Annotated in this window: 20 protein-coding genes; 7 read left to right on the top strand and 13 right to left on the bottom strand. The window is 65.1% G+C overall.

Annotation, left to right across the window (positions count from 1 at the left end):
• The first annotated feature begins 6 nt into the window (after positions 1-6).
• Positions 7-750 (top strand): SURF1 family protein, encoded by a 744-nt coding sequence (locus ASF32_RS20490; RefSeq protein WP_056432849.1) that lies wholly within the window; start codon positions 7-9, stop codon positions 748-750.
• A 6-nt stretch (positions 751-756) separates the two neighbouring features.
• Here ASF32_RS20490 and ASF32_RS20485 read toward each other — a convergent pair whose 3' ends face one another.
• From ASF32_RS20485 to ASF32_RS20465, 5 genes are all read right to left on the bottom strand, one after another.
• Positions 757-2,847, bottom strand: a complete 2,091-nt coding sequence (locus ASF32_RS20485) for a prolyl oligopeptidase family serine peptidase (RefSeq protein ID WP_056432846.1) — start codon at positions 2,845-2,847, stop codon at positions 757-759.
• A gap of 98 nt (positions 2,848-2,945) precedes the next feature.
• Complete coding sequence (locus ASF32_RS20480; protein WP_056432842.1) at positions 2,946-3,197, bottom strand: hypothetical protein; 252 nt, start codon at positions 3,195-3,197, stop codon at positions 2,946-2,948.
• Positions 3,198-3,280: 83 nt separating this feature from the next.
• Complete coding sequence (gene rpsI / locus ASF32_RS20475; RefSeq protein ID WP_026175762.1) at positions 3,281-3,760, bottom strand: 30S ribosomal protein S9; 480 nt, start codon at positions 3,758-3,760, stop codon at positions 3,281-3,283.
• A 2-nt stretch (positions 3,761-3,762) separates the two neighbouring features.
• On the bottom strand, positions 3,763-4,224 hold the full coding sequence (gene rplM, locus ASF32_RS20470) for a 50S ribosomal protein L13 (protein WP_056252523.1): 462 nt from the start codon (positions 4,222-4,224) through the stop codon (positions 3,763-3,765).
• A 915-nt stretch (positions 4,225-5,139) separates the two neighbouring features.
• Positions 5,140-5,556: a PaaI family thioesterase gene (locus tag ASF32_RS20465; protein ID WP_200919209.1), complete on the bottom strand. Its 417-nt coding sequence runs from the start codon at positions 5,554-5,556 to the stop codon at positions 5,140-5,142.
• 76 nt (positions 5,557-5,632) lie between these two features.
• Between ASF32_RS20465 and ASF32_RS20460 the strand changes: the two genes are divergently transcribed.
• Together ASF32_RS20460 and ASF32_RS24840 are read left to right on the top strand one after the other, a co-directional pair.
• Positions 5,633-6,199, top strand: coding sequence for a CoA-binding protein (locus ASF32_RS20460; protein WP_156467916.1), 567 nt, complete (start codon positions 5,633-5,635; stop codon positions 6,197-6,199).
• Positions 6,200-6,441: 242 nt separating this feature from the next.
• Positions 6,442-7,356 carry a calcium-binding protein gene (locus tag ASF32_RS24840; RefSeq protein ID WP_162239924.1) on the top strand — a complete coding sequence of 305 codons (915 nt, stop codon included), beginning with the start codon at positions 6,442-6,444 and terminating at the stop codon, positions 7,354-7,356.
• Positions 7,357-7,422: 66 nt separating this feature from the next.
• On the opposite strand, the gene ASF32_RS25625 is transcribed toward ASF32_RS24840, so the two are convergent.
• The 3 genes from ASF32_RS25625 to ASF32_RS20445 all read right to left on the bottom strand — a co-directional run bounded on the left by ASF32_RS25625 (position 7,423) and on the right by ASF32_RS20445 (position 9,904).
• The gene (locus ASF32_RS25625; protein WP_156467915.1) at positions 7,423-7,851 is read right to left on the bottom strand and encodes a hypothetical protein; all 429 of its coding nucleotides are present in this window, start codon (positions 7,849-7,851) and stop codon (positions 7,423-7,425) included.
• 165 nt (positions 7,852-8,016) lie between these two features.
• Positions 8,017-9,300: an MFS transporter gene (locus ASF32_RS20450; protein ID WP_056432832.1), complete on the bottom strand. Its 1,284-nt coding sequence runs from the start codon at positions 9,298-9,300 to the stop codon at positions 8,017-8,019.
• Positions 9,301-9,538: 238 nt separating this feature from the next.
• A complete protein-coding gene (locus ASF32_RS20445) occupies positions 9,539-9,904 on the bottom strand; it encodes a DUF3140 domain-containing protein (RefSeq protein WP_056432829.1) in 366 nt (121 codons plus the stop codon).
• A gap of 368 nt (positions 9,905-10,272) precedes the next feature.
• Here ASF32_RS20445 and ASF32_RS20440 point away from each other — a divergent pair, with 368 nt between their 5' ends.
• From ASF32_RS20440 to ASF32_RS20430, 3 genes are all read left to right on the top strand, one after another.
• Entirely contained in the window at positions 10,273-11,553 is a 1,281-nt protein-coding gene (locus ASF32_RS20440; RefSeq protein ID WP_056432826.1) for an O-acetylhomoserine aminocarboxypropyltransferase, read from the top strand.
• Positions 11,554-11,662: 109 nt separating this feature from the next.
• Positions 11,663-12,061, top strand: a complete 399-nt coding sequence (locus ASF32_RS20435; protein WP_056432823.1) for a response regulator — start codon at positions 11,663-11,665, stop codon at positions 12,059-12,061.
• A 35-nt stretch (positions 12,062-12,096) separates the two neighbouring features.
• A complete protein-coding gene (locus ASF32_RS20430) occupies positions 12,097-13,395 on the top strand; it encodes an aminotransferase class I/II-fold pyridoxal phosphate-dependent enzyme (RefSeq protein WP_056432819.1) in 1,299 nt (432 codons plus the stop codon).
• On the opposite strand, the gene ASF32_RS20425 is transcribed toward ASF32_RS20430, so the two are convergent.
• From ASF32_RS20425 to ASF32_RS20415, 3 genes are all read right to left on the bottom strand, one after another.
• Positions 13,396-15,741, bottom strand: coding sequence for an EAL domain-containing protein (locus ASF32_RS20425; RefSeq protein ID WP_056432817.1), 2,346 nt, complete (start codon positions 15,739-15,741; stop codon positions 13,396-13,398). It abuts the gene before it with no gap.
• Positions 15,742-15,806: 65 nt separating this feature from the next.
• The gene (locus ASF32_RS20420; RefSeq protein WP_056432815.1) at positions 15,807-16,529 is read right to left on the bottom strand and encodes an RNA methyltransferase; all 723 of its coding nucleotides are present in this window, start codon (positions 16,527-16,529) and stop codon (positions 15,807-15,809) included.
• 106 nt (positions 16,530-16,635) lie between these two features.
• Positions 16,636-17,184, bottom strand: coding sequence for a formaldehyde-activating enzyme (locus tag ASF32_RS20415; RefSeq protein WP_018042789.1), 549 nt, complete (start codon positions 17,182-17,184; stop codon positions 16,636-16,638).
• A gap of 209 nt (positions 17,185-17,393) precedes the next feature.
• Between ASF32_RS20415 and ASF32_RS20410 the strand changes: the two genes are divergently transcribed.
• A complete protein-coding gene (locus ASF32_RS20410) occupies positions 17,394-18,605 on the top strand; it encodes an NADP-dependent isocitrate dehydrogenase (RefSeq protein ID WP_056432812.1) in 1,212 nt (403 codons plus the stop codon).
• 232 nt (positions 18,606-18,837) lie between these two features.
• Here ASF32_RS20410 and ASF32_RS20405 read toward each other — a convergent pair whose 3' ends face one another.
• A complete protein-coding gene (locus ASF32_RS20405; protein WP_056432809.1) occupies positions 18,838-19,161 on the bottom strand; it encodes a hypothetical protein in 324 nt (107 codons plus the stop codon).
• 35 nt (positions 19,162-19,196) lie between these two features.
• A complete protein-coding gene (locus ASF32_RS20400; RefSeq protein ID WP_056433145.1) occupies positions 19,197-20,834 on the bottom strand; it encodes a hybrid sensor histidine kinase/response regulator in 1,638 nt (545 codons plus the stop codon).
• Between the last annotated feature and the right edge of the window lie 183 nt (positions 20,835-21,017).

The following is a 21,017-nucleotide window of genomic DNA, read 5'->3' as shown; positions in this document are numbered from 1 at the left end:
ATTCTGATGAGAACGGATAGACCCCTCCGGCCCTCGGGCACTGGCCTCGCGGTAGTCGGCGTTCTAACTCTCCTGACCGTAGCGGCCTTTCTTGCGCTGGGCACTTGGCAGGTCCAGCGCCGCGCGTGGAAGCACGACCTGATCGCCCGCGTCGATGCGCGGATCCATGCCGCTCCGGTCCTTGCACCTCGGCAGCCGGATTGGCCCTCGATCGATGCCGGCACCGACGCTTACCGCCGGGTCTACGCCACCGGGACCTTCGCGAACGATCGGGAAACCCTCGTCCAGGCCGTGACGGAACTCGGCGGCGGATATTGGGTAATGACGCCGCTGGTGGGCGCGGACGGAACGACCATCCTCGTCAACCGCGGCTTCGTCCCCGCCGATAAGCGCGATCCCGCATCGCGTGAACTTTGCCGGACCATGGGCGAAACCCAAGTCACCGGCCTGCTGCGCATCTCTGAGCCCGGCGGCGGCTTTCTGCGCCACAACGATCCCGGGGCCGATCGCTGGTACTCGCGCGATGTCGCAGCCATCGCTGCTTCGCGAGGCCTCGGAGCGACCGCGCCCTACTTCATCGATGCCGAGGCCGGGCCTGATCCCGGCATCTACCCTATTGGTGGGCTCACCGTGGTGGCCTTCAGCGACAACCACCTCGTCTACGCCCTGACATGGTACGCGCTCGCCATCATGGCCGCGGCTGGTGGCGCCTACGTCATCCGCGACGGGATGCGCCGGCGCGGCGCCTGAGACGCTTCAGCTGTCCTCCGGAACCCAGCCGATCGACTGCCGAAGGAAGCCCATCCCGAGGGCCAGGAAAGCGGCGGTCTCGGAATTGTCCTTGCCGTAGCCGTGACCTCCGGCCGCCGGCTCGAAGAAAGCCGGGTCGTACCCGAGATGGCGTAGCTTCTCCGCCATCTTGCGGGCATGCCCCGGATGGACGCGGTCGTCGCGTCGCGTCGTGGCGATGAGGATCGGCGGATAGGGCTTGCCCGCTTCCGCTGTGTGATAGGCAGAGATGGCGCCGAGGAAACTCCAATCCGCCTCCACATCGGGATCGCCGTATTCGGCGATCCAACTCGCGCCCGCCAGGAGTTTCGAATAGCGCCGCATGTCGATGAGCGGGATCGTGCAGAACAGGGCGCCGAAGCGCTCGGGGTAGCGGGTCAGCATGTTGGCGATGAGGAGGCCGCCATTCGAGCCGCCCTGCGCGGCGATGCGCTGGGGTTTCGTGACGCCGCGCGCCACCAGATCGGCGGCCACCGCCGCGAAATCGTCATGCGCCAGCGCCTTACCCTCGCGCCGGCCGGCCTGATGCCAGCGGGTGCCGAACTCGCCACCGCCACGGATGTTGGCGACGATGCCGATGCCGCCCTTTTCCAGCCAGAGTTTGCCGAGCACCGCCTGGTAGGTGGGAAGCAGCGAGATCTGGAATCCGCCATAGGCTGACAGATGCACCGGCGCGTCGCCGGTCGCCCCAGTCGGCCCGACCTGGACGTAGGGGATGCGCTCGCCGTCCACCGAGATGGCCTCGTGGGGAGTGACCGTCAGGCCTTTGGTATCAAAGGCCGATGGCGTCGTGCGCAGGATGGTGGGAGCCGAGAGATCGCCGGGGATCGACAGCAGCGTCGGCGGCGTTAGCGGATCCTGAACCAGCGCGAGCAGAGACCCGTCCGACTCGCTCTGCTCGGAATCGAAGGGCCAGACGGACACGCTGCCGATCTCCGGCAGGCCCGGAAGGCTGAGGCGGTTCCAGCCGCCCTCCCCCGGTTCGAACACGTTGTAGGACGGGCGCAGATCGTCGAGGGCGTCGACGATGAGGCGCGGCCCGGCCCAGGAGACGTTCTGCAGCGCCCGGCGGTCGGAGGGCGTCCACAACACGGTGAAGCCGCGATCCCCGTCGAGGAAGGCCGGAAGGCCGATGGCGAGGACCGTATCGGGCACGTGGAGCGCGCCGCCGATGCTCCATTCAGAGCGGGTTCGGATGACGAGATGGTCGCCGTGGAGAGAGATTTCGGCGTCGGTGGGGGCGTCGATGCGGTGGGTCGGGCCAGTTCGGTCGCCGATATGCAGGATGCCGTCGAAGAAGCCGGTGCGCTCCATGAACACCACGCGCTCGGAGGGCGCGGCGTGGTCGACCTCGCCCCACAGGCCCATATTCTCGGGCGCGGTCTCGAACAGGACGGTGGCCGCGAGCGGGTCCTGGCCGCGCGTCCAGAGTCGAACCGTGCGGGAATAGCCGGAGCGGGTGGCCATGCTCTCGCCGAGGGCGCTCGACAGGATCAGCGTGTCGCGGTCGAGCCAATCCGCCCCGCCTTTCGCCTCGGGCAGGGTGAAACCGTCGGCGACGAAGCTGAGCGTCGGCAGGTCGAACTCGCGCAGAATGGTAGCGTCGCCCCCTCCCCGGCTGAGCTTCAGCAGGGCGCGGTCATGGGTGCCGGGGATGAGCGTCGCGCCGCCCCAAACCCAGTCTACGCCTTCGATTTTCGCCAGGGCGTCGATGTCGAGAAGGGTTTCCCAGGCGGGGGTGCCGGCCCGGTAGGAGGCTTCGTTGGTGCGCCGCCACAGACCGAGGGGATGCTCGGCATCGCGCCAGATATTGTAGAGGAGATGGCCGCGCCGTGACACGAGAGGGATCTTGTCAGGCCGGTCGAGAATGGCCTTCACCGCCTCGCGGTCGCGCTCCATGACAGGGTCGGTGAAGCGGGCCAGCGTCTCGGCGTTGCGCGCCTCGACCCAGGCGACGGCCTCCGCACCCTCCACCTCTTCGAGCCAGAGATGGGGGTCGTCATCGGGGTCGGCGCGGGTGGGACGGGGGTCGAAGGAGGGTTTCGTCGGCTGGATCATGTCCCGAAACTAGGGCGATTCCACCCGAATGGCGACGGCTTCCGAGCGGAATCGGACCCCCCTTTCGAGCGGTACGCGACGGGTCTTCGCGCGAATCTCTAACCCTCGAGCGTTCCCCAGCTCGGCTTCCATGCGCTTTGCGGATCGATGACCACGATTTCCATGCCGCCCTCGTTGGCCACATGCACGGCGATGCCGAAGGCCTGGGCGATGGGAAGCAGGCCGGTGGTGCTGAACTGGCGTCCGTCGGCGAGCTTCACTTCGCCCTTCACCTCGCCGCCGGCCTTCGACAGGCAGAGCGTGACCGCGGTGACGACGGGGGCGTGAACGCGCCGGAAGACGTTGGGCATCGAGTGACCTTCGGACTGTGTCGCGACAAACGAAAAGGGCGGCACGAGGCCGCCCTTTCCAAAACTCGAGAGAACCGAAACGCTCAGCGCTTCGAGAACTGGAAGCTGCGGCGAGCCTTCTTGCGGCCGTACTTCTTGCGCTCGACCACGCGGCTGTCGCGGGTCAGGAAGCCTTCGCGCTTCAGGGGCGCGCGCAGCTCGGGCTCGTAATAGGTGAGCGCCTTGGACAGGCCGTGACGAACGGCGCCGGCCTGGCCGGAGAGACCGCCGCCATGCACCGTGACCGTGATGTCGTACTGGTCGACGCGGTTGGCGATGGTGAGCGGCTGGCGCAGGATCATGCGCAGCACGGGGCGGGCGAAGTAGGTCTCGACCGTGCGGCCGTTGACCACGACGGTGCCGTTGCCGGGCTTGATCCAGACGCGGGCGACCGCGTCCTTGCGCTTGCCGGTGGCATAGGCGCGGCCCTGGGCGTCGAGCTTCTGAACGTGGACGGGAGCCGCGTTCTCGGGATCTTCGACGTTGGCGCGGTTCAGGTCGGAGAGGGACTGGAGGGTCGCCATGATCAAGCGCTCACGTTCTTGCGGTTGAGGCTGCCGACGTCGAGCGCCTGCGGCTGCTGGGCGGTGTGGGGGTGCTCGGTGCCCTTGTAGACCCGGAGATTGCCCATGATCTGGCGGAACAGCGGTCCACGGGGGAGCATACGCTCAACGGCCTTCTCGACCACGCGCTCGGGGAACCGGCCGTCGAGGATGAACTTCGCGGTCCGCTCCTTGATGCCGCCCGGGTAGCCGGTGTGGTGGTAGTACACCTTCTGCTCGCGCTTGCGGCCGGTGAACTTCACCTTCTCGGCGTTGATGACGATGACGTTGTCGCCGCAATCGACGTGAGGCGTGTAGGAAGCCTTGTGCTTTCCACGCAGGCGCATCGCGATGATGGTGGCGAGCCGGCCGACGACCAGACCCTCCGCATCGACGATGATCCACTTCTTGTCGACGTCGGCGGGCTTCAGAGAAAAGGTCTTCATCCCGTGGCGTTCCGTATGATGTCTTGCAAAACGATGCGCCGCCACGTGAGACACGCAGCGGCGTTGGAGGCTGCAATACGGGTCTGCGGATGAGTCGTCAAGGCATTTCGGATGATGGGAATCGGCAAAAACCTCAAGGAAACGAAGCATTTCGGGGTTGAGGTATCAGGATACCGCATCCTTCCCGCTCCCCTCCCACCCGCGCCCTCATCCTGAGGCGCCCGCGCCAGCGGGCCTCGAAGGAGGGCTTCAGCCATCATGCGCAAGCTGGAGCCCTCCTTCGAGGCCTCCGCTTCGCTGCGGCGCCGCAGGATGAGGTGGATGGGTGGGAATGGCCGGGCGCTTCGGCGGGATCGAGACTGGGCACGTCGCCATCGGTGAGCGAGACCGGCTGAAGCGTGAGGAAGCGCGGTTGTCCGGGCCAGGACTATCCGGCACCGGCTCCCCCTCTCCCCTCTGCGGGAGAGGGTGGCCCACGAAGTGGGTCGGGTGAGGGGAGCGCCCCATCCGGAGAGGCCGCCCCCTCTCCCGCCTGCTCCGCAGGCACCCTCCCCCGCAGAGGGGGGAGGGTGGGTGGCGGCTCACCGCTCGGGCGGGATCGAGGATGCTAAAGCGGTGTCAGACAAGCGAAATCGGCCGAACCCTGCGAAAGCGCATTTTCCGTAGTCAGGAGATATCCAGCACCGGCTTCCCCTCTCCCCGCACGCGGGGAGAGGATCACAGGCACCTTGTCGTGCCTGTGATGAGCGGAGCGACGGTGAGGGGGCGTCGCCGGAAGAGGCTCCCCCGGAACCGCCCCCTCACCGTCGGCTGCCGCCTCGACGCGCCGCCGACGGGGTCGTCGCGTCCCTCTCCCCGCGCGGCGGAGCGAGGGGATGCTCGCGCCGGACCGGCGGAGGGCGGAGGGTCACGTGCTCACCGCTCCGGCGGGATCGAATACGTCCCCGTGGCGTGGCAGACGAGGTCGTCCGAGCCGGTGGCGAAGAGGCGCGCTTCCCCCACCGCGAGGCGCTTGCCGAGCTTGAGGAGGGCGGCCTCGGCGACGAGCCCGGTGGGGCCGGGTTTTCGCAGGAAGTTGAAGGAGAGGTTCGTCGTCACGGCCAGACCCACCGGGCCGATATTGGCGAGGATCGCCGCGTAGAGGGCGTAATCGGCCAGCGCCATCATGGCCGGGCCGGAGATCGTGCCGCCGGGGCGCAGGAAGCGCTCGTGATAGTCGAGCCGCATCCGCGCGGAGAGCGGACCCACCGATTCGAGGTGGAAGGCCGGCCCGTCATGGTTCATCTGCGGGAAGTCCCGCTCCAGAAAGGCGATGGTCTCGGAAAGGCTCATGGCAGTCGTCATGACCCGCCTTGCAGCATGCGCCGCGATGGCGGACAAGTCTCGGGCTTCGTTTTCAAGAGTTCCGATGACCCAGCCCGACGCCGCCCAGCCCGACACCTCGCGCCACGACCGCTATCCCGATGCGCTGATCCGCCGGCTCCTCACGGAGACGAAGACCATCGCCCTCGTGGGCGCGTCCGCGAACCCGGCCCGGCCGAGCTGGATCGTGCTGAAATACCTGCTGTCGCGGGGCTACGACGTGATCCCGGTCAATCCCGGCCTCGCCGGGCAGATGCTGCTGGGCAAGCCCGTCGTCGCCCGCCTCGCCGACCTCCCCGGCCCGGTCGACATGGTCGAGATTTTTCGCAATTCCGACGCGGCCGGCGGCCTCGTGGACGAGGCCCTCGCCTTGCCGGTGCTGCCGAAGATCGTCTGGATGCAGCTCGGCGTCCGCGACGATGCCGCCGCCGCCCGCGCCGAGGCGGCGGGCGTCACCGTGGTGATGAACCGCTGCCCCAAGATCGAGTACGGGCGGATCTCGGGTGAGATCGGCTGGACCGGGGTGAATTCCCGGATTTTGAGTTCGAAGCGGCCGGTTTTGGGGGGTAAAGGGGTGCAGCGGTTGACGATTGAGCGCAAGATTACGCTCTAACCATAACTATTCTGTTTTTATTTCATAAAAATATTTCATTATTATCTACCTGCAGGTCGGCAATAGCTGATTTGTTCGATTGTATGGCTGCGAACCGTTTTTTTAAGGCCGAAGACGACGGCAGACCAGGTGTATCATTTTTATCATAAACTTATGATTGTATCTGTCGTATGCCACACGCGCTGCGCTCTGGGTCATTCGAACGTAAATGATCCGACGCGGCTCTAGCGGAGTGCATGAATATGGCCTGGATTTACGGTTCCAATGGTGTAAAATTTCTCTACAATAAAGATGATTTGGTATTGAGGGAGGCTAACAGAATAATCGCTTCTCAATATGGCGAAGAAATTTATGGCCTTGATGGGAATGATCGTATTCAGGGCTCCGAAGGGCCTGATTTCATTTCCGGTGGTGATGGCAGTGATTTAATCCAAGGCTTTGGCGGGAGGGATATTCTACAGGGTGGAATGCGTGGCGTGGAAATGACGTCTCAAATGAACGATCGCATCTACGGTGGGGATGGAAATGATGAAATTTCTGGAGATGGGGGGAACGACAGACTTTTAGGTGAGGCGGGCGATGATCAAATTTCCGGGGGCTATGGCAACGATGAGATCCTCGGCGGATCGGGTTCAGATAGCCTGAGAGGAGACGATGGAGACGATACGATCCTGGGAGATTCTGGAAATGATCGGATCGTCGGTGGATTAGGTAACGATTACATGAAGGGAGGTAGTGGAGACGATGTAATTTACGGGAATCAAGGTGACGACGTTTTGTTTGCCGATCAAGGAGTCGATCGACTATTCGGCGGTGAGGGAAACGATATACTTATCGCGGGTGATGGGCTTTCCAAAATGGAAGGCGGACGGGGATTGGATCTATTCAAGATTTCCAACTTTACTGGGACGGGGAATATTTTCATTAAGGATATTGGTGAGGAAGATGCTATTGTTTTCGAGTCAACAAGCATTGAGAATATTGAATATATAAGTGATGGATACGATATGATTTTCTATGATAAAGCTGATTTTGAAGATAACGGTGTTTTTGATAGAGCAGTAAGAGTCGAGAATTTTCTTCTCAACGCGGATTATAGAATTGAGCTGATCGGCGATATAAGTGGTGCTTACTATAGCACTGATTCTATAATTTGAGCTCAGCCATATGTTTGGCTCAACCTAATCAAAGATTCGGGTGTGCGCCTCGGGACGAATAAATATTTAAGCTGAAAAATTTACTTCGAGTCTAGAAGAGCCATTGATGCGATCTCTAGACTCGTTTTTGTAAGCCTCAATGATTAATCGAATTTTCTCTAATCTTTCTTTTATATTTGCACTGTCAGCATCTCCGTTATTTTTCGTCAGTGATCGTAGATCATCCATCGATTGTTGGTAGTCTTGTATAGCCCCTTCAGCAACAGTCCCTTCAAAATCGGCAAAATACTTTACATAGTCAACATTATTCCATAAGTGTTGATTGCCGCTTGTCGGCTCGACGGGTGCAAACTCACTGATGTGTGGTTTGCTCAAAGTCTGCCCGAACTGCTTCTCCACGCCCGCCTGGAGTTTTTGGCGTTCACTAGAGACGTCAGCCTTCGGTGCAAATTTGGTTTGCGAAGCCGACAGACTTCCAAGTCCGATTGCGGTCATGTCGTTTCTCTTGGTCGCAGCGCACCGTACTGGTCGCCATCACGCATACTAAAGATAGTTAGAATGCTTAACGCGACTTGGTGTACAAACCGTTAATTTCTACTGATGCGTGTATGGGTCCGTGGTTTGCACACTGGACTGAAAACCGTATCAGACAATCGAAAGTTAAAGTCGCCGTGTTCCCGTTTCCTCCATCAACGCCACAGCCATAAAGCTAACTCCAGCCGCCACAGCCAGATACAACCCAACCCAACCGATCCCGCCCCACTCACTCAGCCGCTGCGCCAGATACGGCGCGGCGGAGGCGCCCAGAATGCCGGCGAGGTTGTAGGTCACCGAGGCGCCGGTGTAGCGGACGCGGGTGGGGAAGAGTTCGGGCAGCAGCGCGCCCATGGGGCCGAACAGCCAACCCATGGCGAAGAGGCCCAGACACAGGAAGCCGAGCACCAGGCCGCCCTGCCCGCTTCCCAGCATCGGGCCGAGGAGCAGGCCGAGCGAGGCGGTGAAGGCGAGGCCGGTGAGGAGGACGGGGCGGCGGCCGTAGCGGTCGGCGGCCCAGCCCGAGAGCGGGATGCCGAGGGCCATGAACAGCACGGCCACGCATTCGAACAGCAGGAAGGTCGGCCGGTCGAAGCCGAGTTTCGAGACGCCGTAGCTGAGCGCGAAGACGGTGGAGAGGTAGAACACCGCGTAGCAGGCCACCATGGCGAAGGTGCCGAGCAGCGTCGCCTTGATGTATTTCGTGAAGATGGTGGCCAGTGGCACGCGCTCGGGCGGGGCCTTCTCCATGGCGGCCTTGAAGACCGGGGTCTCGGTCAGCTTCAGGCGGACATAGAGGCCGACGCCCACGAGCACGGCGGAGGCGAGGAACGGGATGCGCCAGCCCCAGGCCTGGAAATCGGCCGGGGTCAGGGCCAGCGCGAGGCCGAGGAAGCCCAGATTGGCGGTGATGAAGCCCACCGGCGCGCCGAGCTGCGGGAAGATGCCGTAGAGGGCGCGTCGCCCCGGCGGGGCGTTCTCCACCGCCAGCAGGGCCGCGCCGCCCCATTCGCCGCCAAAGCCGATGCCCTGGCCGAAGCGCAGGACGCAGAGCGCGAAGGGCGCCCACCATCCGGCGGTGGCATAGGTCGGCAGGCAGCCGATGAGCACGGTGGAGAGGCCCATGATCATCAACGAAGCCACCAGCGTCGCCTTGCGCCCGACCCTGTCGCCGAAATGCCCGAAGAACGCCGCCCCCAGCGGCCGCGCGATGAAGGCGATGGAGAAGGTGGCGAAGGCCGCCAGCGTCTGCACCGAGGGATCGTCGGCCGAGAAGAAGATCGGCCCGATCACCAGGGCGGCGGCCGTGGCGTAGACGTAGAAATCGTAGAACTCGATCGCCGTGCCGACGAAGCTGGCGATGAGGATCCGCGCGGCGGGAACGGGAGGGGGCGGAGCGGGCTGGAGCATGTGCGGCGCTATAACCGCAGGCGGGGCCGAGTGCCATGCGAATTCGTGCAGGATCGTTCCTGCGGTTCTCCTTCTCCCCTCTGCGGGAGAAGGTGGCCCGCGTCAGCGGGTCGGATGAGGGGAGCGCCCTATTCGGACGCGTTGCCCCCTCTCCCGGTCGCTCCGCGACCACCCTCCCCCACAGAGGGGGGAGGGACGCTCGCACGAGGCTCCCGCTCCTCGCGACAGCACTCACCCTTTATGTCTTCAGCGGGTCGTGGCCCCAGTTCATCAGCGAGAGACGCCAGGGCGAGTCCTCCACTGCGTCCTTGTCCTCCGGGCCGCCCTGTTTGAGGTGGCGGTTCACGTAGCCGGTGACCTTGCGCATGTGGGCGTAATCGTCGTCGGTGAGATCGGCCTTCTTGGCCTTCAGGATCGCGACGATGCGGCGGCCGGAGGCGTGGCCGGTGGATTCGGACGCGCCGTCCTTCTTCTGCCCGACCGAGCGGCTCTGCTCGCTGTCGAGAAATGTCTCCAGGGCGGCGGGCGTCATGTTCACCGCCTCCTTGAACGCGCGCCAGGTCTCGTCGTGGTCGTCCTTGCTCACCGTTCGCCTCCGTCGCATCGGGACTGGGTCAAGCGGAAGGCACGGGGCGGGTTCCTCGGGGTCGGAGGGGCGAATGGTCACGAGGTGTCGGCGCCCGCGCCGTCATCCTGGGGCGCCACAGGCGAGCCCAGGATCCAGACGCGGTGACGGCCTTCGCTGGATAAGGGTTCGCGGTTCTGGATCCCGGGCTCTGCTGCGCAGCCCCGGGATGACGGGGGTGATCTTCCCCCCTCGCGACATCGCCCACCCTTGACCCGCGCGCATCGTCCGCCATAAAGAACTTCTGTTCGTTTAAGCGGAACGGGGGCGTGGCTCCTCTTCCGTCTGGCCCGGCACAGGCGCTAGAACGACGTCCAGTGCGTGCCCGCCGGCCCCCGGAGTAAGTGATGACCGACCGTATCCCAGGCTTCAACACGCTGGCGATCCATGCCGGCGCCGCTCCCGATGCCACCACGGGTGCGCGGGCCACGCCGATCTACCAGACCACGTCCTTCGTGTTCGACGACGTGGACCACGCCGCCTCGCTGTTCGGGCTGCAGGCCTTCGGCAACATCTATTCGCGCATCACCAACCCCACCAACGCGGTGCTGGAAGAGCGCATCGCGGCGCTGGAAGGCGGCACCGCCGCCGTGGCGGTGGCCTCGGGCCACGCGGCCGAGCTCCTCACCATGCATGCGCTGATGCAGCCGGGCGACGAGTTCATCGCGGCCAACAAGCTCTATGGCGGCTCGATCAACCAGTTCAACCATTCCTACAAGAGCTTCGGCTGGAACGTGGTCTGGGCCGATACGGACGACCCGGATTCGTTCGAGCGGGCCATCACGCCGCGCACCAAGGCGATCTTCTGTGAATCCATCGCCAATCCGGGCGGGGTCATCACCGACATCGCCGCCCTGTCGGTGATCGCCCGGCGCCACAAGATCCCGCTCATCGTCGACAACACCATGGCGACGCCGTACCTGATCCGCCCCTTCGAGCACGGGGCCGACATCGTCGTGCATTCGGCCACCAAGTTCCTCGGCGGCCACGGCAATTCCATCGGCGGCCTCGTGGTCGATGGCGGCACCTTCGCCTGGGCCGGCGACGACCGCTACCCGATGCTGTCGCAGCCGCGCCCGGAATATTCCGGCATGGTCCTCTCCGAGACCTTCGGCAATTTCGGCTTCGCCATCGCCATCCGGGTGCTGGGTCTGCGCGATCTCGGCCCGGCGCTCTCGCCATTCAACGCCTTCCTCATCCTCAACGGCATCGAGACCCTGCCGCTGCGGATGCAGCGCCATTGCGACAACGCGCTCGAGATCGCGACCCATCTCAACGCCCATCCGGCGGTGGAATGGGTGAGCTATCCGGGGCTGGAGACGGACAAGTACCACCAGCTCGCCCGGCGCTACACGCCGCTCGGCTCCGGCTCGGTCTTCACCATCGGCCTCAAGGGCGGCTACGAGGCCGGCGTGAAGCTGGTGGCCAATCTCCAGCTGTTCTCCCATGTGGCGAATATCGGCGACACCCGCTCGCTGGTGATCCACCCGGCCTCCACCACCCACCGCCAGCTCACCGACGCGCAGAAATCCGCGGCCGGCGCCGGGCCTGAAGTGGTGCGCCTCTCCATCGGCATCGAGGACCCGGCGGATCTGATCGAGGATCTCGACGCGGCGTTAAGCGCTTGATTTTGCTGGCAGGCCTGGGCGCGATCCCGGCCCGACGCCCCCGGGTTGACCCTCGGCGGCGTCGGGACTACCCCGCGAACCATTCCTCCATCGAGATCGTTCGCATTGCATGACGCATGATCCTTTCGAGACTTCCGGCGAGCCCCCGGTCATCCTTGTCGTCGAAGACGACGGCCTTCTCCTGATGGAGGCGGCCGATACCCTGGTCGATGCGGGGTTCCGCGTCCTCGAAGCGCCGCAGGCCGACAAGGCGCTCACCATCCTCGAACGCAACGAGGAGATCGACCTGCTGATGACCGACGTGGACATGCCGCAGGGCTCCATGGACGGGTTCGCCTTGGCCCGCCTCGTCGCCCATCGCTGGCCGACCATCCCGGTCCTCGTCGTGTCCGGCATGGGCACGCCCGGCCCGCACGACATGCCCGAGGGCGCGCGCTTCATCCCGAAGCCCTACGCGCCCAACACCCTGGTCCGGACATTGCGGGCCTTCGCCAGGCGCGCTGCCTGACCCCGCCACCTCTTTCGAAGATCGCGACGCCCATCATGGCCACCGAGACCCGCCCGCTCCGCTTCGCCACCCAGGCCGTCCATGCCGGCGCGGCACCCGACCCCGCCACGGGCGCGCGCGTCCAGCCGATCTACTTCACCAACGGCTTCGTGTTCGAATCCACTGAGCAGGCTGCCGACATCTTCGCCATGCGGCGCACCGGCTTCTCCTATTCGCGCGGCTCGAACCCCACTGTGGCCGCCCTGGAGCGCCGGGTCGCCGCCCTTGAGGGCGCCAGGGCCGCCGTGGCCGTCTCGTCGGGCCAGTCCGCCCTCCTCCTCGTGCTGATGACGTTGATGAAGAGCGGGGATGCCTATGTCGCCTCGCCGCGCCTGTTCGGCGGCTCGCTCGGGCTGATGAACCGGCTCGATGCGCGCTACGACCTCGAGCCGCTCTTCGCCAAGGGCCTGACGCCGGCCGATTTCGAGGCCGCGATCACGCCGGAGACGAAGGCCATCGTCTGCGAGTCGATCGTCAATCCCTGCGCCACGGTGATGGACATCGCCGGCATCGCCGAAGTGGCCAAGCGGCACAACTTGCCGCTGGTGGTGGACAACACCCTCGCCTCCCCGGCGCTGATCCGGCCCATCGAGCACGGGGCCGACATCGTGTTCCACTCGACCTCGAAGTTCCTCGGCGGGTCCGGCCAGACCATCGGCGGCATCATCTGCGATGCCGGGACCTTCGATTGGCCGGCGGCGGAGGGGCGCTACAACCTCATCACCGAGCCCTGGGCCGATTACGATGGCCTCGTCGTCTCGGACCGATTCCCCGATTTCAGCTTCGCGGTCGCCTGTCGACTCTTCGGCCTGCGCGATCTCGGTCCCGGCCTGTCCCCGATGAACGCCTTCCTGACGCTCACCGGCATCGAGACCCTGCCGTTGCGGATGAAGCGGCATTGCGAGAATGCGAAGGCCGTCGCCACCTTCCTCAAGGACCACCCGGCGGTGGCATGGGTGAGCTATCCGGCGCTGCCCGGCCAGACGGGCGAGGAACTGGCCGCCCGCTACGTGCCCGATGGGCCGGGCTCCATCTTCACCTTCGCGCTGAAGGGCGGCCAGCCCGCGGCCGTGAAGTTCATCATGAGCCTGGAGCTCGTCTCGCATCTCGTGAATATCGGCGAGATCAAATCCCTGGCAATCCACCCGGCCACCACGACGCACCGCCAGCTGAGCGATGCCGACAAGGCGGCGGCATTGGTCGGCCCCGAGACCGTCCGTCTCTCCATCGGTCTCGAAAATGCCGAGGATCTCATCGCCGATATCGCCCAGGCGCTGGATCAGGTCGACGCCTAATCAGGCGAATTTGAGCTCGGTGGTGGCTCCTCTCTTCGGCTGCGCGACAGCGCCGCCGTGGTGCTTCAGGAACCACGGTACCCGGCTCTGCGGCATGGGCTTGCTGTAGAGATAGCCCTGCGCATAGGCGCAGCCCTGTTCGCGCAGGAAGGTCGCCTGCGCCTCCGTCTCCACGCCCTCGGCGGTGACGTTGAGGCCGAGGCTCTGGCCCAATTGAACCACCGCCGTGACGATGGCGGCGTCGTTCGGGTCCCGCTCCAGATCGCGCACGAAGCTGCGGTCGATCTTGATCTCGTCCACCGGATATTGCTTGAGGTGGGTCAGCGACGCGTAGCCGGTTCCGAAATCGTCGAGCGCCACGCGTACACCGGCGCTGTGCAGGCTCGCCAGCACCGCCGAGACTCGGTCGCCATGGCCGCCGAGCAGGACCGTTTCGGTCACCTCCACGCCGATCCGGTCATGGGAGAGGCCCACGGCGGCCAGATCGGAGATCAGGTTCTCGGCGAGGTTCTCCTGGGCGAACTGGGCCGAGGACAGGTTCAGGAACACCCGGCCGGGATCGTACCCTTGCGCGATCCAGCTTGCCAGATCGGCGAAGATCTGGCGCGCGAGGACGGTCCCGACCGCGACCCCGATCTCCGCGTCGTCGAACACGGTCGAGAAGCTGGCGGGTGCCAGGAGCCCGCGGCTCGGATGCTGCCACCGCGCCAGGGCTTCGAACCCGATGATCTCCCCCGTGGCGAGGCCGATCTTCGGTTGATAATACGGAATCAGCCCGCCGACTTCGAGGGCCGACCGCATCTCGCGGGCGACGGAGACGCGGTGCTCGATATCCGCCCGAAGCGCCGGGACGAACAGCGTCGCCCGGTTCCGCCCGGCCGCCTTGGCCGCGTAGAGGGCGAGGTCGGCATTGGTGAAGAGGTCGGTCGGATTGGCGGCGTGTTCCGGGAACAGGGCGAGGCCGAGACTGGCACGCGGCGAGACCACACGCCCCGAGACGGCCATCGACGGTTTCAGGACTTCGAGGATCGCCCGGGACAGGGCGTGGATGCGCCGGCTCGGCTGATGGCGATCCTTCTCGCACAGGGCGATGATGACGAATTCGTCGCCGCCGAGCCGGGCGACGAGATCGTGCTCGCCGATGATGTTGCCGAGACGCCGGGCGACCTCCTTGAGCAGGGCATCGCCCGCATCGTGGCCGAGGGTGTCGTTCACCTCCTTGAACGCATCGAGATCGATCAGGATGAGGCCGACGCGCTGGCCGGATGCCTCCGCCTTGCTCAGCGCGGCGTCGAGGGTCGTCTGGAACAGGGCGCGGTTCGGCAGACCGGTGAGGACGTCGCGCTGGGCGGCGAGGCGGATCCGCTCCTCCACCGCCTTGCGGCTCGTCATGTCGACGAGGCTGGAGATCACACGGGTCGCGCCGTCCATCTCCACGATGACCGCCGACAATAGGGCGTCCCGGCGTACACGGCCCGAGACGCCCGTGGCGATCTCGATCTCGCTGGCGGTTCCGCTCCGGTCGAGTTCCGCCTGGATCACGCGTCGGGTCGGCCCGTCGACCAGATCGCGTATTGTGTATCGGGTCAGCTTTTCGCCGTCGTCGAGTCCGTAGAAACAGCTCGCGGCGTCGTTGGCATCGACGATCTGGCCGTCATCGGCGCGCGACACCACGATTGGAATCGGCGCTGCCTTGAACATCGTCTCGAACAGGCGCCGGCTTTCCGCCAGTTCCGCATTGGCGCGCCGCTCCGCCTGGGTCGCGGTCCATTCGAGACGCCTCAGGCGGTTCGACCGCACCACGAACAGCAGCGTGGCGACGTTGGACAACAGGACCGCGAGACAGATGCCGAGGGCCGTGGACGGCATCGGCGGCGGCAGGAGATAGCCCGCCACCAGCGCGGTGGAGGCGATCGCGCTCGTCGTCAGGCTCCAGAGAAAGCGCGTCGGCATGACGATCATGTAGATCGCCGGAAGCAGCAGCATCACGAAGAGCGCGATGTCGGATCGCGACGAGCACAGGACCGCGACGCATCCGGCGACGAGGATCTCCCATGTCACCATCACTCCCTGCAGCCTGCCGAAACCGGTGACTTTCCAGGTCGCCAGCAGGCTGGCGAGGGACAGCAGGATGATACCGGCACGGGCGGGTACGGCGACCCAGAAATGGATCTGACCGGCGAAGCGCCAGTCGCTGAGCAGGAAGAGCGTGTTGAGGAGAATGGCGCAGAGAAAGATCAGGCGCGCATGGCGCAGGGTCTCGGGAAAGCGCTCGTCCTGAAACGCCCTTTCCCGATCGACCGAGACGAATTCGCCGCCGATGGCGTTGAGTCTATGCTTCCACATGGCGCCCGACACTCGCATGCAAAAGTCGCGCAGGCGTTAAGAACCAACTAGATTGATAACATTTATCAGCCTGAAGGCTTAGTTCGGGTCAGGGCCCGCAATGCCCCGCGAAACGTCCTGACATCCTGTTCGGTCATTGCCATGCGATGCAGCATATCGCGCATGTTGCGGGCGATGACATCCCGCTTTTCCGGCGGGTAGAATCCGCCCGCGTCGAGACTGGCTTCCAAGCTGGCGACGAGGGAGGCCATCGCCTCGCGTGTGGCGGGTGGAGATTGCATCTCGCCGGTGAAGGGGAGCCGGGCCTGGCCCGAGGCCTTGCGCCATTCGTAGCCGACGAGGAGCACCGCCTGGGCAAGGTTGAGGGACGGAAAGTCCGGGGAGACCGGAAAGGTGACGATGGCGTCGGCCAGCGACACCTCGTCGTTGGTCAGCCCGATCCGCTCGCGGCCGAACATCACGCCGACGCGCTGTGCCGTCCGCGAGGCCATGTCGGTCATCGCCTCGTCGGGACCGTAGGCGCGCTTCATCTGCCCGCGCTCGCGGGCCGTGGTGGCCAGGAGGTAGTTCAGGTCGGCGATGGCCTCCGGCACGGTGGTGAAGACGGTGGCGCCGTCGAGGACATGCGTCGCCCCTGAAGCGGCCTCCCGCACGCCCTTCTTGGGCCAGCCGTTCTTGGGGGCCACGAGGCGGAGTTCGGCGAGGCCGAAATTGGCCATGGCGCGGGCGACCATGCCGATATTCTCGGCCAGCTGCGGTTCGACCAGGATGATGACGGGGGCGCTCATCGACGCCCTCTGCCACGGGTCGGCCCGGACGGAAAGTCCGTCTGAGGAGGATGGGGGGCCGCGGGCACCGTCGGCGCCGCGGCTCCTCCGTTCGCAGTGGAAACGCTCAGATCTTACCGTCGAGACCCATCTGGTAGTATTTGTGGATGATCTTGTCCTGGTTCTCGAGGAGCCAGTCGATCGAGGGCTCGTTGGTCATGGCCTTGCGGATCGCTTCCGTCATGCCCTTGCGCTGGATCTCGAACAAAGCCTTGTGATCGACCGTCTCGGCCTCGATCACGCCGGGGCTGAGCCAGACCGAGCAGATGATGCCGAGATCGTTGGCCTTCTCCTTGGGGATATAGCCGAGGCGCACCGCGTCGAGGACGCCGTTGGCGATGGCGAACTGCACCGTACCCATCAGGATGGAGGTGTATTTGCTCTCGGTGACGCTGACCTTGGAGACGCAGAGCGTCACCGGCCGCACCATGATGTCGGTGTTCAGGAGCGCGAAGACACGGGAATGGCCAACCACCTGATCGCCCGTGAGGGTGGCGAGCGCCGTGCCGACCGGCCCGTCGAGTTCGCCGATGATGACCTCCGGCTCGGAGGCGGTGTTGGGCGGACCGCCGGCGACCAGGGCCTCGCCGGCCCGCAGGATGATGCGTTCGCTCATGGAGATATCCTTCACAGAAATCGGAATGGGCCGCAGATTCCCGGCCCGAGGGCGGATGTCCAGAGCCGGCCGGGAATTATCTCGGTCCCCGACGCAGTTCCCGATCTGTAAGGGGCACGGCTTTCGCGTCCTGTTGCAGCGCGCTATGACCGCGGGCGAGCGGGAGCGCGGCCGGTCCCGGCCGCGTGATGAGAAAGGTTCTGAGGATCATGTCGAAGATCAAGGTGGCGAACCCGGTCGTCGAACTCGACGGCGACGAGATGACCCGGATCATCTGGAGCGAGATCAAGAACAAGCTCATCCATCCCTATCTCGACCTCGACCTCGATTATTACGACCTCGGCGTGGAGCACCGCGACGAGACGAACGACAAGGTCACCGTCGATGCGGCGGAGGCGATCAAGCGCCACGGCGTCGGCGTGAAATGCGCCACCATCACCCCCGACGAGCAGCGGGTGGAGGAGTTCAAGCTGAAGGAGATGTGGCGTTCGCCCAACGGCACGATCCGCAACATCCTCGGCGGCGTGATCTTCCGCGAGCCGATCATCTGCAAGAACGTGCCGCGCCTCGTGCCGGGCTGGACCCAGCCCTTCGTCATCGGCCGCCACGCCTACGGCGACCAGTATCGCGCCACGGACTTCAAAGTGCCTGGCAAGGGCCGCCTGACCATCAAGTTCGAGGGTGACGACGGCACCATCATCGAAAAGGAAGTCTTCAAGTTCCCGGCCGCCGGCGTCGCGATGTCGATGTACAATCTCGACGAGTCGATCCGCGATTTCGCCCGCGCCTCACTGAATTACGGACTCGCCCGCAAGTACCCGGTCTACCTCTCGACCAAGAACACCATCCTCAAGGCCTATGACGGCCGCTTCAAGGACCTGTTCCAGGAAGTGTTCGACGCCGAGTTCAAGGCGAAGTTCCAGGCGCTCGGCATCACCTACGAGCACCGCCTCATCGACGACATGGTGGCCTCCTGCCTCAAATGGTCCGGCGGCTACGTCTGGGCCTGCAAGAACTACGACGGCGACGTGCAGTCGGACACCGCCGCCCAGGGCTTCGGCTCGCTCGGCTTGATGACCTCGGTGCTGATGACGCCGGACGGCCAGACCGTCGAGGCGGAAGCCGCGCACGGCACGGTGACGCGCCACTACCGCGAGCATCAGAAGGGCAAGGAGACCTCCACCAACTCCATCGCGTCGATCTTCGCCTGGAGCCGTGGCCTCGCCCACCGCGCCAAGCTCGACGACAACGGCGACCTCGCCAAGTTCGCCAACACGCTGGAGAAGGTCTGCGTCGACACGGTGGAAGCCGGCTTCATGACAAAGGATCTCGCCCTCCTCGTCGGCCCCGAGCAGAAGTGGCTCTCCACCACCGGCTTCCTCGACAAGGTCGACGCGAACCTCAAGACCGCCATGGCCTGAGGACGGTTCGCGGGTTCCCCCTCTCCCCGCTTGGCGGGGAGAGGACGTCGTCCCCCCCTTGTCGGGAGGCGACGTGAGCCCGGCAGGGCGAGGGTGAGGGGGTATCTCCGGGTATGGCTCCTCCGGACACGCCCCCTCACCCCCGGCTGCCGCCTCGCCGCGCCGACGACGGGGTCGTCGCTTCCCTCTCCCCGCGTGCGAGGAGAGGGGATTCGCGCCGGCCATCGTTCGCTTAGGATGAGGGCCTTGCCGCCTCGGCGTTGCGCTTGCGGGTCGCGGCGGCTTTCTTTGCCGAGGCCGAGCGTTGCTCGGCGGTGCGGGAGGCCGAGGCCTTTCCGCCGGCGGTCCCGCCCTTGTGGGCCGCCGGGTGGGAGCTCGACTTGCCCCTCCCCGATCCGCCCGGATGCTTGCCGCCGCCATCGTCCTTGTTGACGGTCGCCCAGGCGCGGGCCTCGGCCTCTTTCTCCGGTACGCCGCGCTCTTCGTAGGATTCCGCGATGTGTTCGGCCTTGCGGATCTGCTTGTCGGTGTATTTCGACTTGTCACCCTGTGGCATGGCGAGTTTCCCGTATCGGGCCCCTCGCCGCTGCCTCAGCTGTCGTCGGTCGGACCGTCCAGGATGGCGCGAACGCGGCGGATGAGATCGGTACGGCGATAGGGCTTGTTCAGAAGGTCGAACTCCGAACCCCCGGCATCGGTTCGCTCGAGACTCGCCTCGGCGTAACCGGTGGTCAGCAGGACCTTCAATCGGGGTTGCCGCCGCCTGGCCTCGCGGGCGAGCATGATGCCGTTCATCCCGCCCGGCATGATGAGGTCGGTGAACAGCAGGTCCACCGAGCCGCTCGAATCCAGGATCTCCAGCGCCTCACGGCCGTTCTGGGCCATCAACAGCGTGTAGCCGCTATCGCGCAGGATGGTCCGCGCCAGTTCGGCCACGTCCTCGCGGTCGTCGACGATGAGGATGGTCTCGGTCCCCTGGCGATCGACCGTCCCCGACACGGCGCGGTTCGGCTCCCGGTCGTCCTCGGCGGCGGCGGGGAAGGACAGGCGGACGCGCGTTCCCTTGCCGACGACGGACTCGATCTGCGCCGCGCCCCCGGATTGCCTGGCAAAGCCATAGACCATCGAGAGGCCGAGCCCCGTGCCCTTGCCCTCGTCCTTCGTCGTGAAGAACGGCTCCATCACCCGTGCCAGGATCGGCGGCGGGATGCCCGCCCCGGTATCGGCGATGGTCACGGTGACGTAGCGGCCCTCGCCCAGGGAATCCGATCCGCCGAAATCCTGCGAGCCCAGATCCTGCGCGCCGATATCCCGGTTCTCGGTGGAGATGACGACGGTGCCGCCCTCCGGCATGGCATCGCGAGCGTTGATGAGGATGTTGAGAAGGGCGACCTCTGCCTGAGCCGGGTCGACACGGCAGTTCCAGAGGTCTTCGCTCACGTCGAGCCGCAGCGTGATCGCGTCACCGAGGCTGCGCGCGGCCATATCCTCCATGCCCTTCACGAGGGCGTTGAGATTGACCGCGCGGCCATCGAGACGCTGCTTACGCGCGAAGGCGAGAAGCTGCTGGGTTAGGGTGGTCGCCCGTTCGGCGGCGGTACGGATATTGTCGGTGGCGCGCCGAAGGCGGTTACGGTCCGCATCCGGACGGTCGAGACCGTGGCTCAGGATATCGATGTAGCCGACGATGACCTGGAGAAGGTTGTTGAAGTCGTGGGCGATGCCGCCGGTCAGCTGGCCGAGCGCCTCCATCTTCTGGGCCTGCCCCAACGCCTCCTCGACGGTGCGGCGGCGGGAGACATCGAGCTGCGAGGCGAAGAAATACACGAGGTCGCCGGCCGCATTGTAGATCGGCGCGACGAACAGCGCGTTCCAGAAGGTCGATCCGTCCTTGCGGTAATTGATGATCTCGGTGGTGAATTCCCGCCGGGCCTGGATCGCCTCGCGCAGGGCGTTCACGCTTTCCCGGTCGGTGTCCGGCCCCTGCAGGAAGCGGCAATTGCGACCGATGATCTCCTCGGTTGCATAGCCTGTGAGGCCCAGGAAGGCCTTGTTGACGAAGACGATCGGGTTGTCGTCCTGCCGGGGGTCGGTGACCACCATCGGCATCCGGGTGGCCTCGACCGCGGTGAAGAAGATGTCGCTGGTGTGATCGGCGATCTCCGACACCGCCCCGGTTCTCACGCGCGGCGGTTCACCTGCAGGCGGTTTCTCGGGGCTCTCGGTCATCATCGGTCGGTTGTTTTGCCAGGCAATGAATGTGGGTCAGGAATGCCCAACGGCTGGCGCTTCATCCGTTTCCCTCGACAAATCCCGCGATGACGACGCAGGTGCCGACGGCGCCCGCGTCGTCATCGATCGAAATGGCCCGGAGTCGCGCCCGACCGCTTGGGTCGGGACGCATCTCCAGGT

Source organism: Methylobacterium sp. Leaf91, from assembly GCF_001422815.1.
Classification (GTDB): Bacteria; Pseudomonadota; Alphaproteobacteria; order Rhizobiales; family Beijerinckiaceae; genus Methylobacterium.
The sequence above is the reverse complement of the archived record's forward strand: the minus strand, read 5'-3'. Positions and strand labels throughout refer to the sequence as shown.

Coding starts and splice junctions, on each gene's coding strand:
- ASF32_RS20445 (WP_056432829.1), bottom strand. CDS start 9,904: ATGCGACGGAGGCGAACGGTGAGCAAGGACGACCACGACGAGACCTGG.
- ASF32_RS20490 (WP_056432849.1), top strand. CDS start 7: ATGAGAACGGATAGACCCCTCCGGCCCTCGGGCACTGGCCTCGCGGTA.
- ASF32_RS20425 (WP_056432817.1), bottom strand. CDS start 15,741: ATGTGGAAGCATAGACTCAACGCCATCGGCGGCGAATTCGTCTCGGTC.
- ASF32_RS20460 (WP_156467916.1), top strand. CDS start 5,633: ATGACCCAGCCCGACGCCGCCCAGCCCGACACCTCGCGCCACGACCGC.
- ASF32_RS20450 (WP_056432832.1), bottom strand. CDS start 9,300: ATGCTCCAGCCCGCTCCGCCCCCTCCCGTTCCCGCCGCGCGGATCCTC.
- ASF32_RS20430 (WP_056432819.1), top strand. CDS start 12,097: ATGGCCACCGAGACCCGCCCGCTCCGCTTCGCCACCCAGGCCGTCCAT.
- ASF32_RS20420 (WP_056432815.1), bottom strand. CDS start 16,529: ATGAGCGCCCCCGTCATCATCCTGGTCGAACCGCAGCTGGCCGAGAAT.
- ASF32_RS20465 (WP_200919209.1), bottom strand. CDS start 5,556: ATGAGCCTTTCCGAGACCATCGCCTTTCTGGAGCGGGACTTCCCGCAG.
- ASF32_RS20415 (WP_018042789.1), bottom strand. CDS start 17,184: ATGAGCGAACGCATCATCCTGCGGGCCGGCGAGGCCCTGGTCGCCGGC.
- rpsI (WP_026175762.1), bottom strand. CDS start 3,760: ATGGCGACCCTCCAGTCCCTCTCCGACCTGAACCGCGCCAACGTCGAA.
- rplM (WP_056252523.1), bottom strand. CDS start 4,224: ATGAAGACCTTTTCTCTGAAGCCCGCCGACGTCGACAAGAAGTGGATC.
- ASF32_RS24840 (WP_162239924.1), top strand. CDS start 6,442: ATGGCCTGGATTTACGGTTCCAATGGTGTAAAATTTCTCTACAATAAA.
- ASF32_RS20440 (WP_056432826.1), top strand. CDS start 10,273: ATGACCGACCGTATCCCAGGCTTCAACACGCTGGCGATCCATGCCGGC.
- ASF32_RS20410 (WP_056432812.1), top strand. CDS start 17,394: ATGTCGAAGATCAAGGTGGCGAACCCGGTCGTCGAACTCGACGGCGAC.
- ASF32_RS20400 (WP_056433145.1), bottom strand. CDS start 20,834: ATGACCGAGAGCCCCGAGAAACCGCCTGCAGGTGAACCGCCGCGCGTG.
- ASF32_RS25625 (WP_156467915.1), bottom strand. CDS start 7,851: ATGACCGCAATCGGACTTGGAAGTCTGTCGGCTTCGCAAACCAAATTT.
- ASF32_RS20485 (WP_056432846.1), bottom strand. CDS start 2,847: ATGATCCAGCCGACGAAACCCTCCTTCGACCCCCGTCCCACCCGCGCC.
- ASF32_RS20435 (WP_056432823.1), top strand. CDS start 11,663: ATGACGCATGATCCTTTCGAGACTTCCGGCGAGCCCCCGGTCATCCTT.
- ASF32_RS20480 (WP_056432842.1), bottom strand. CDS start 3,197: ATGCCCAACGTCTTCCGGCGCGTTCACGCCCCCGTCGTCACCGCGGTC.
- ASF32_RS20405 (WP_056432809.1), bottom strand. CDS start 19,161: ATGCCACAGGGTGACAAGTCGAAATACACCGACAAGCAGATCCGCAAG.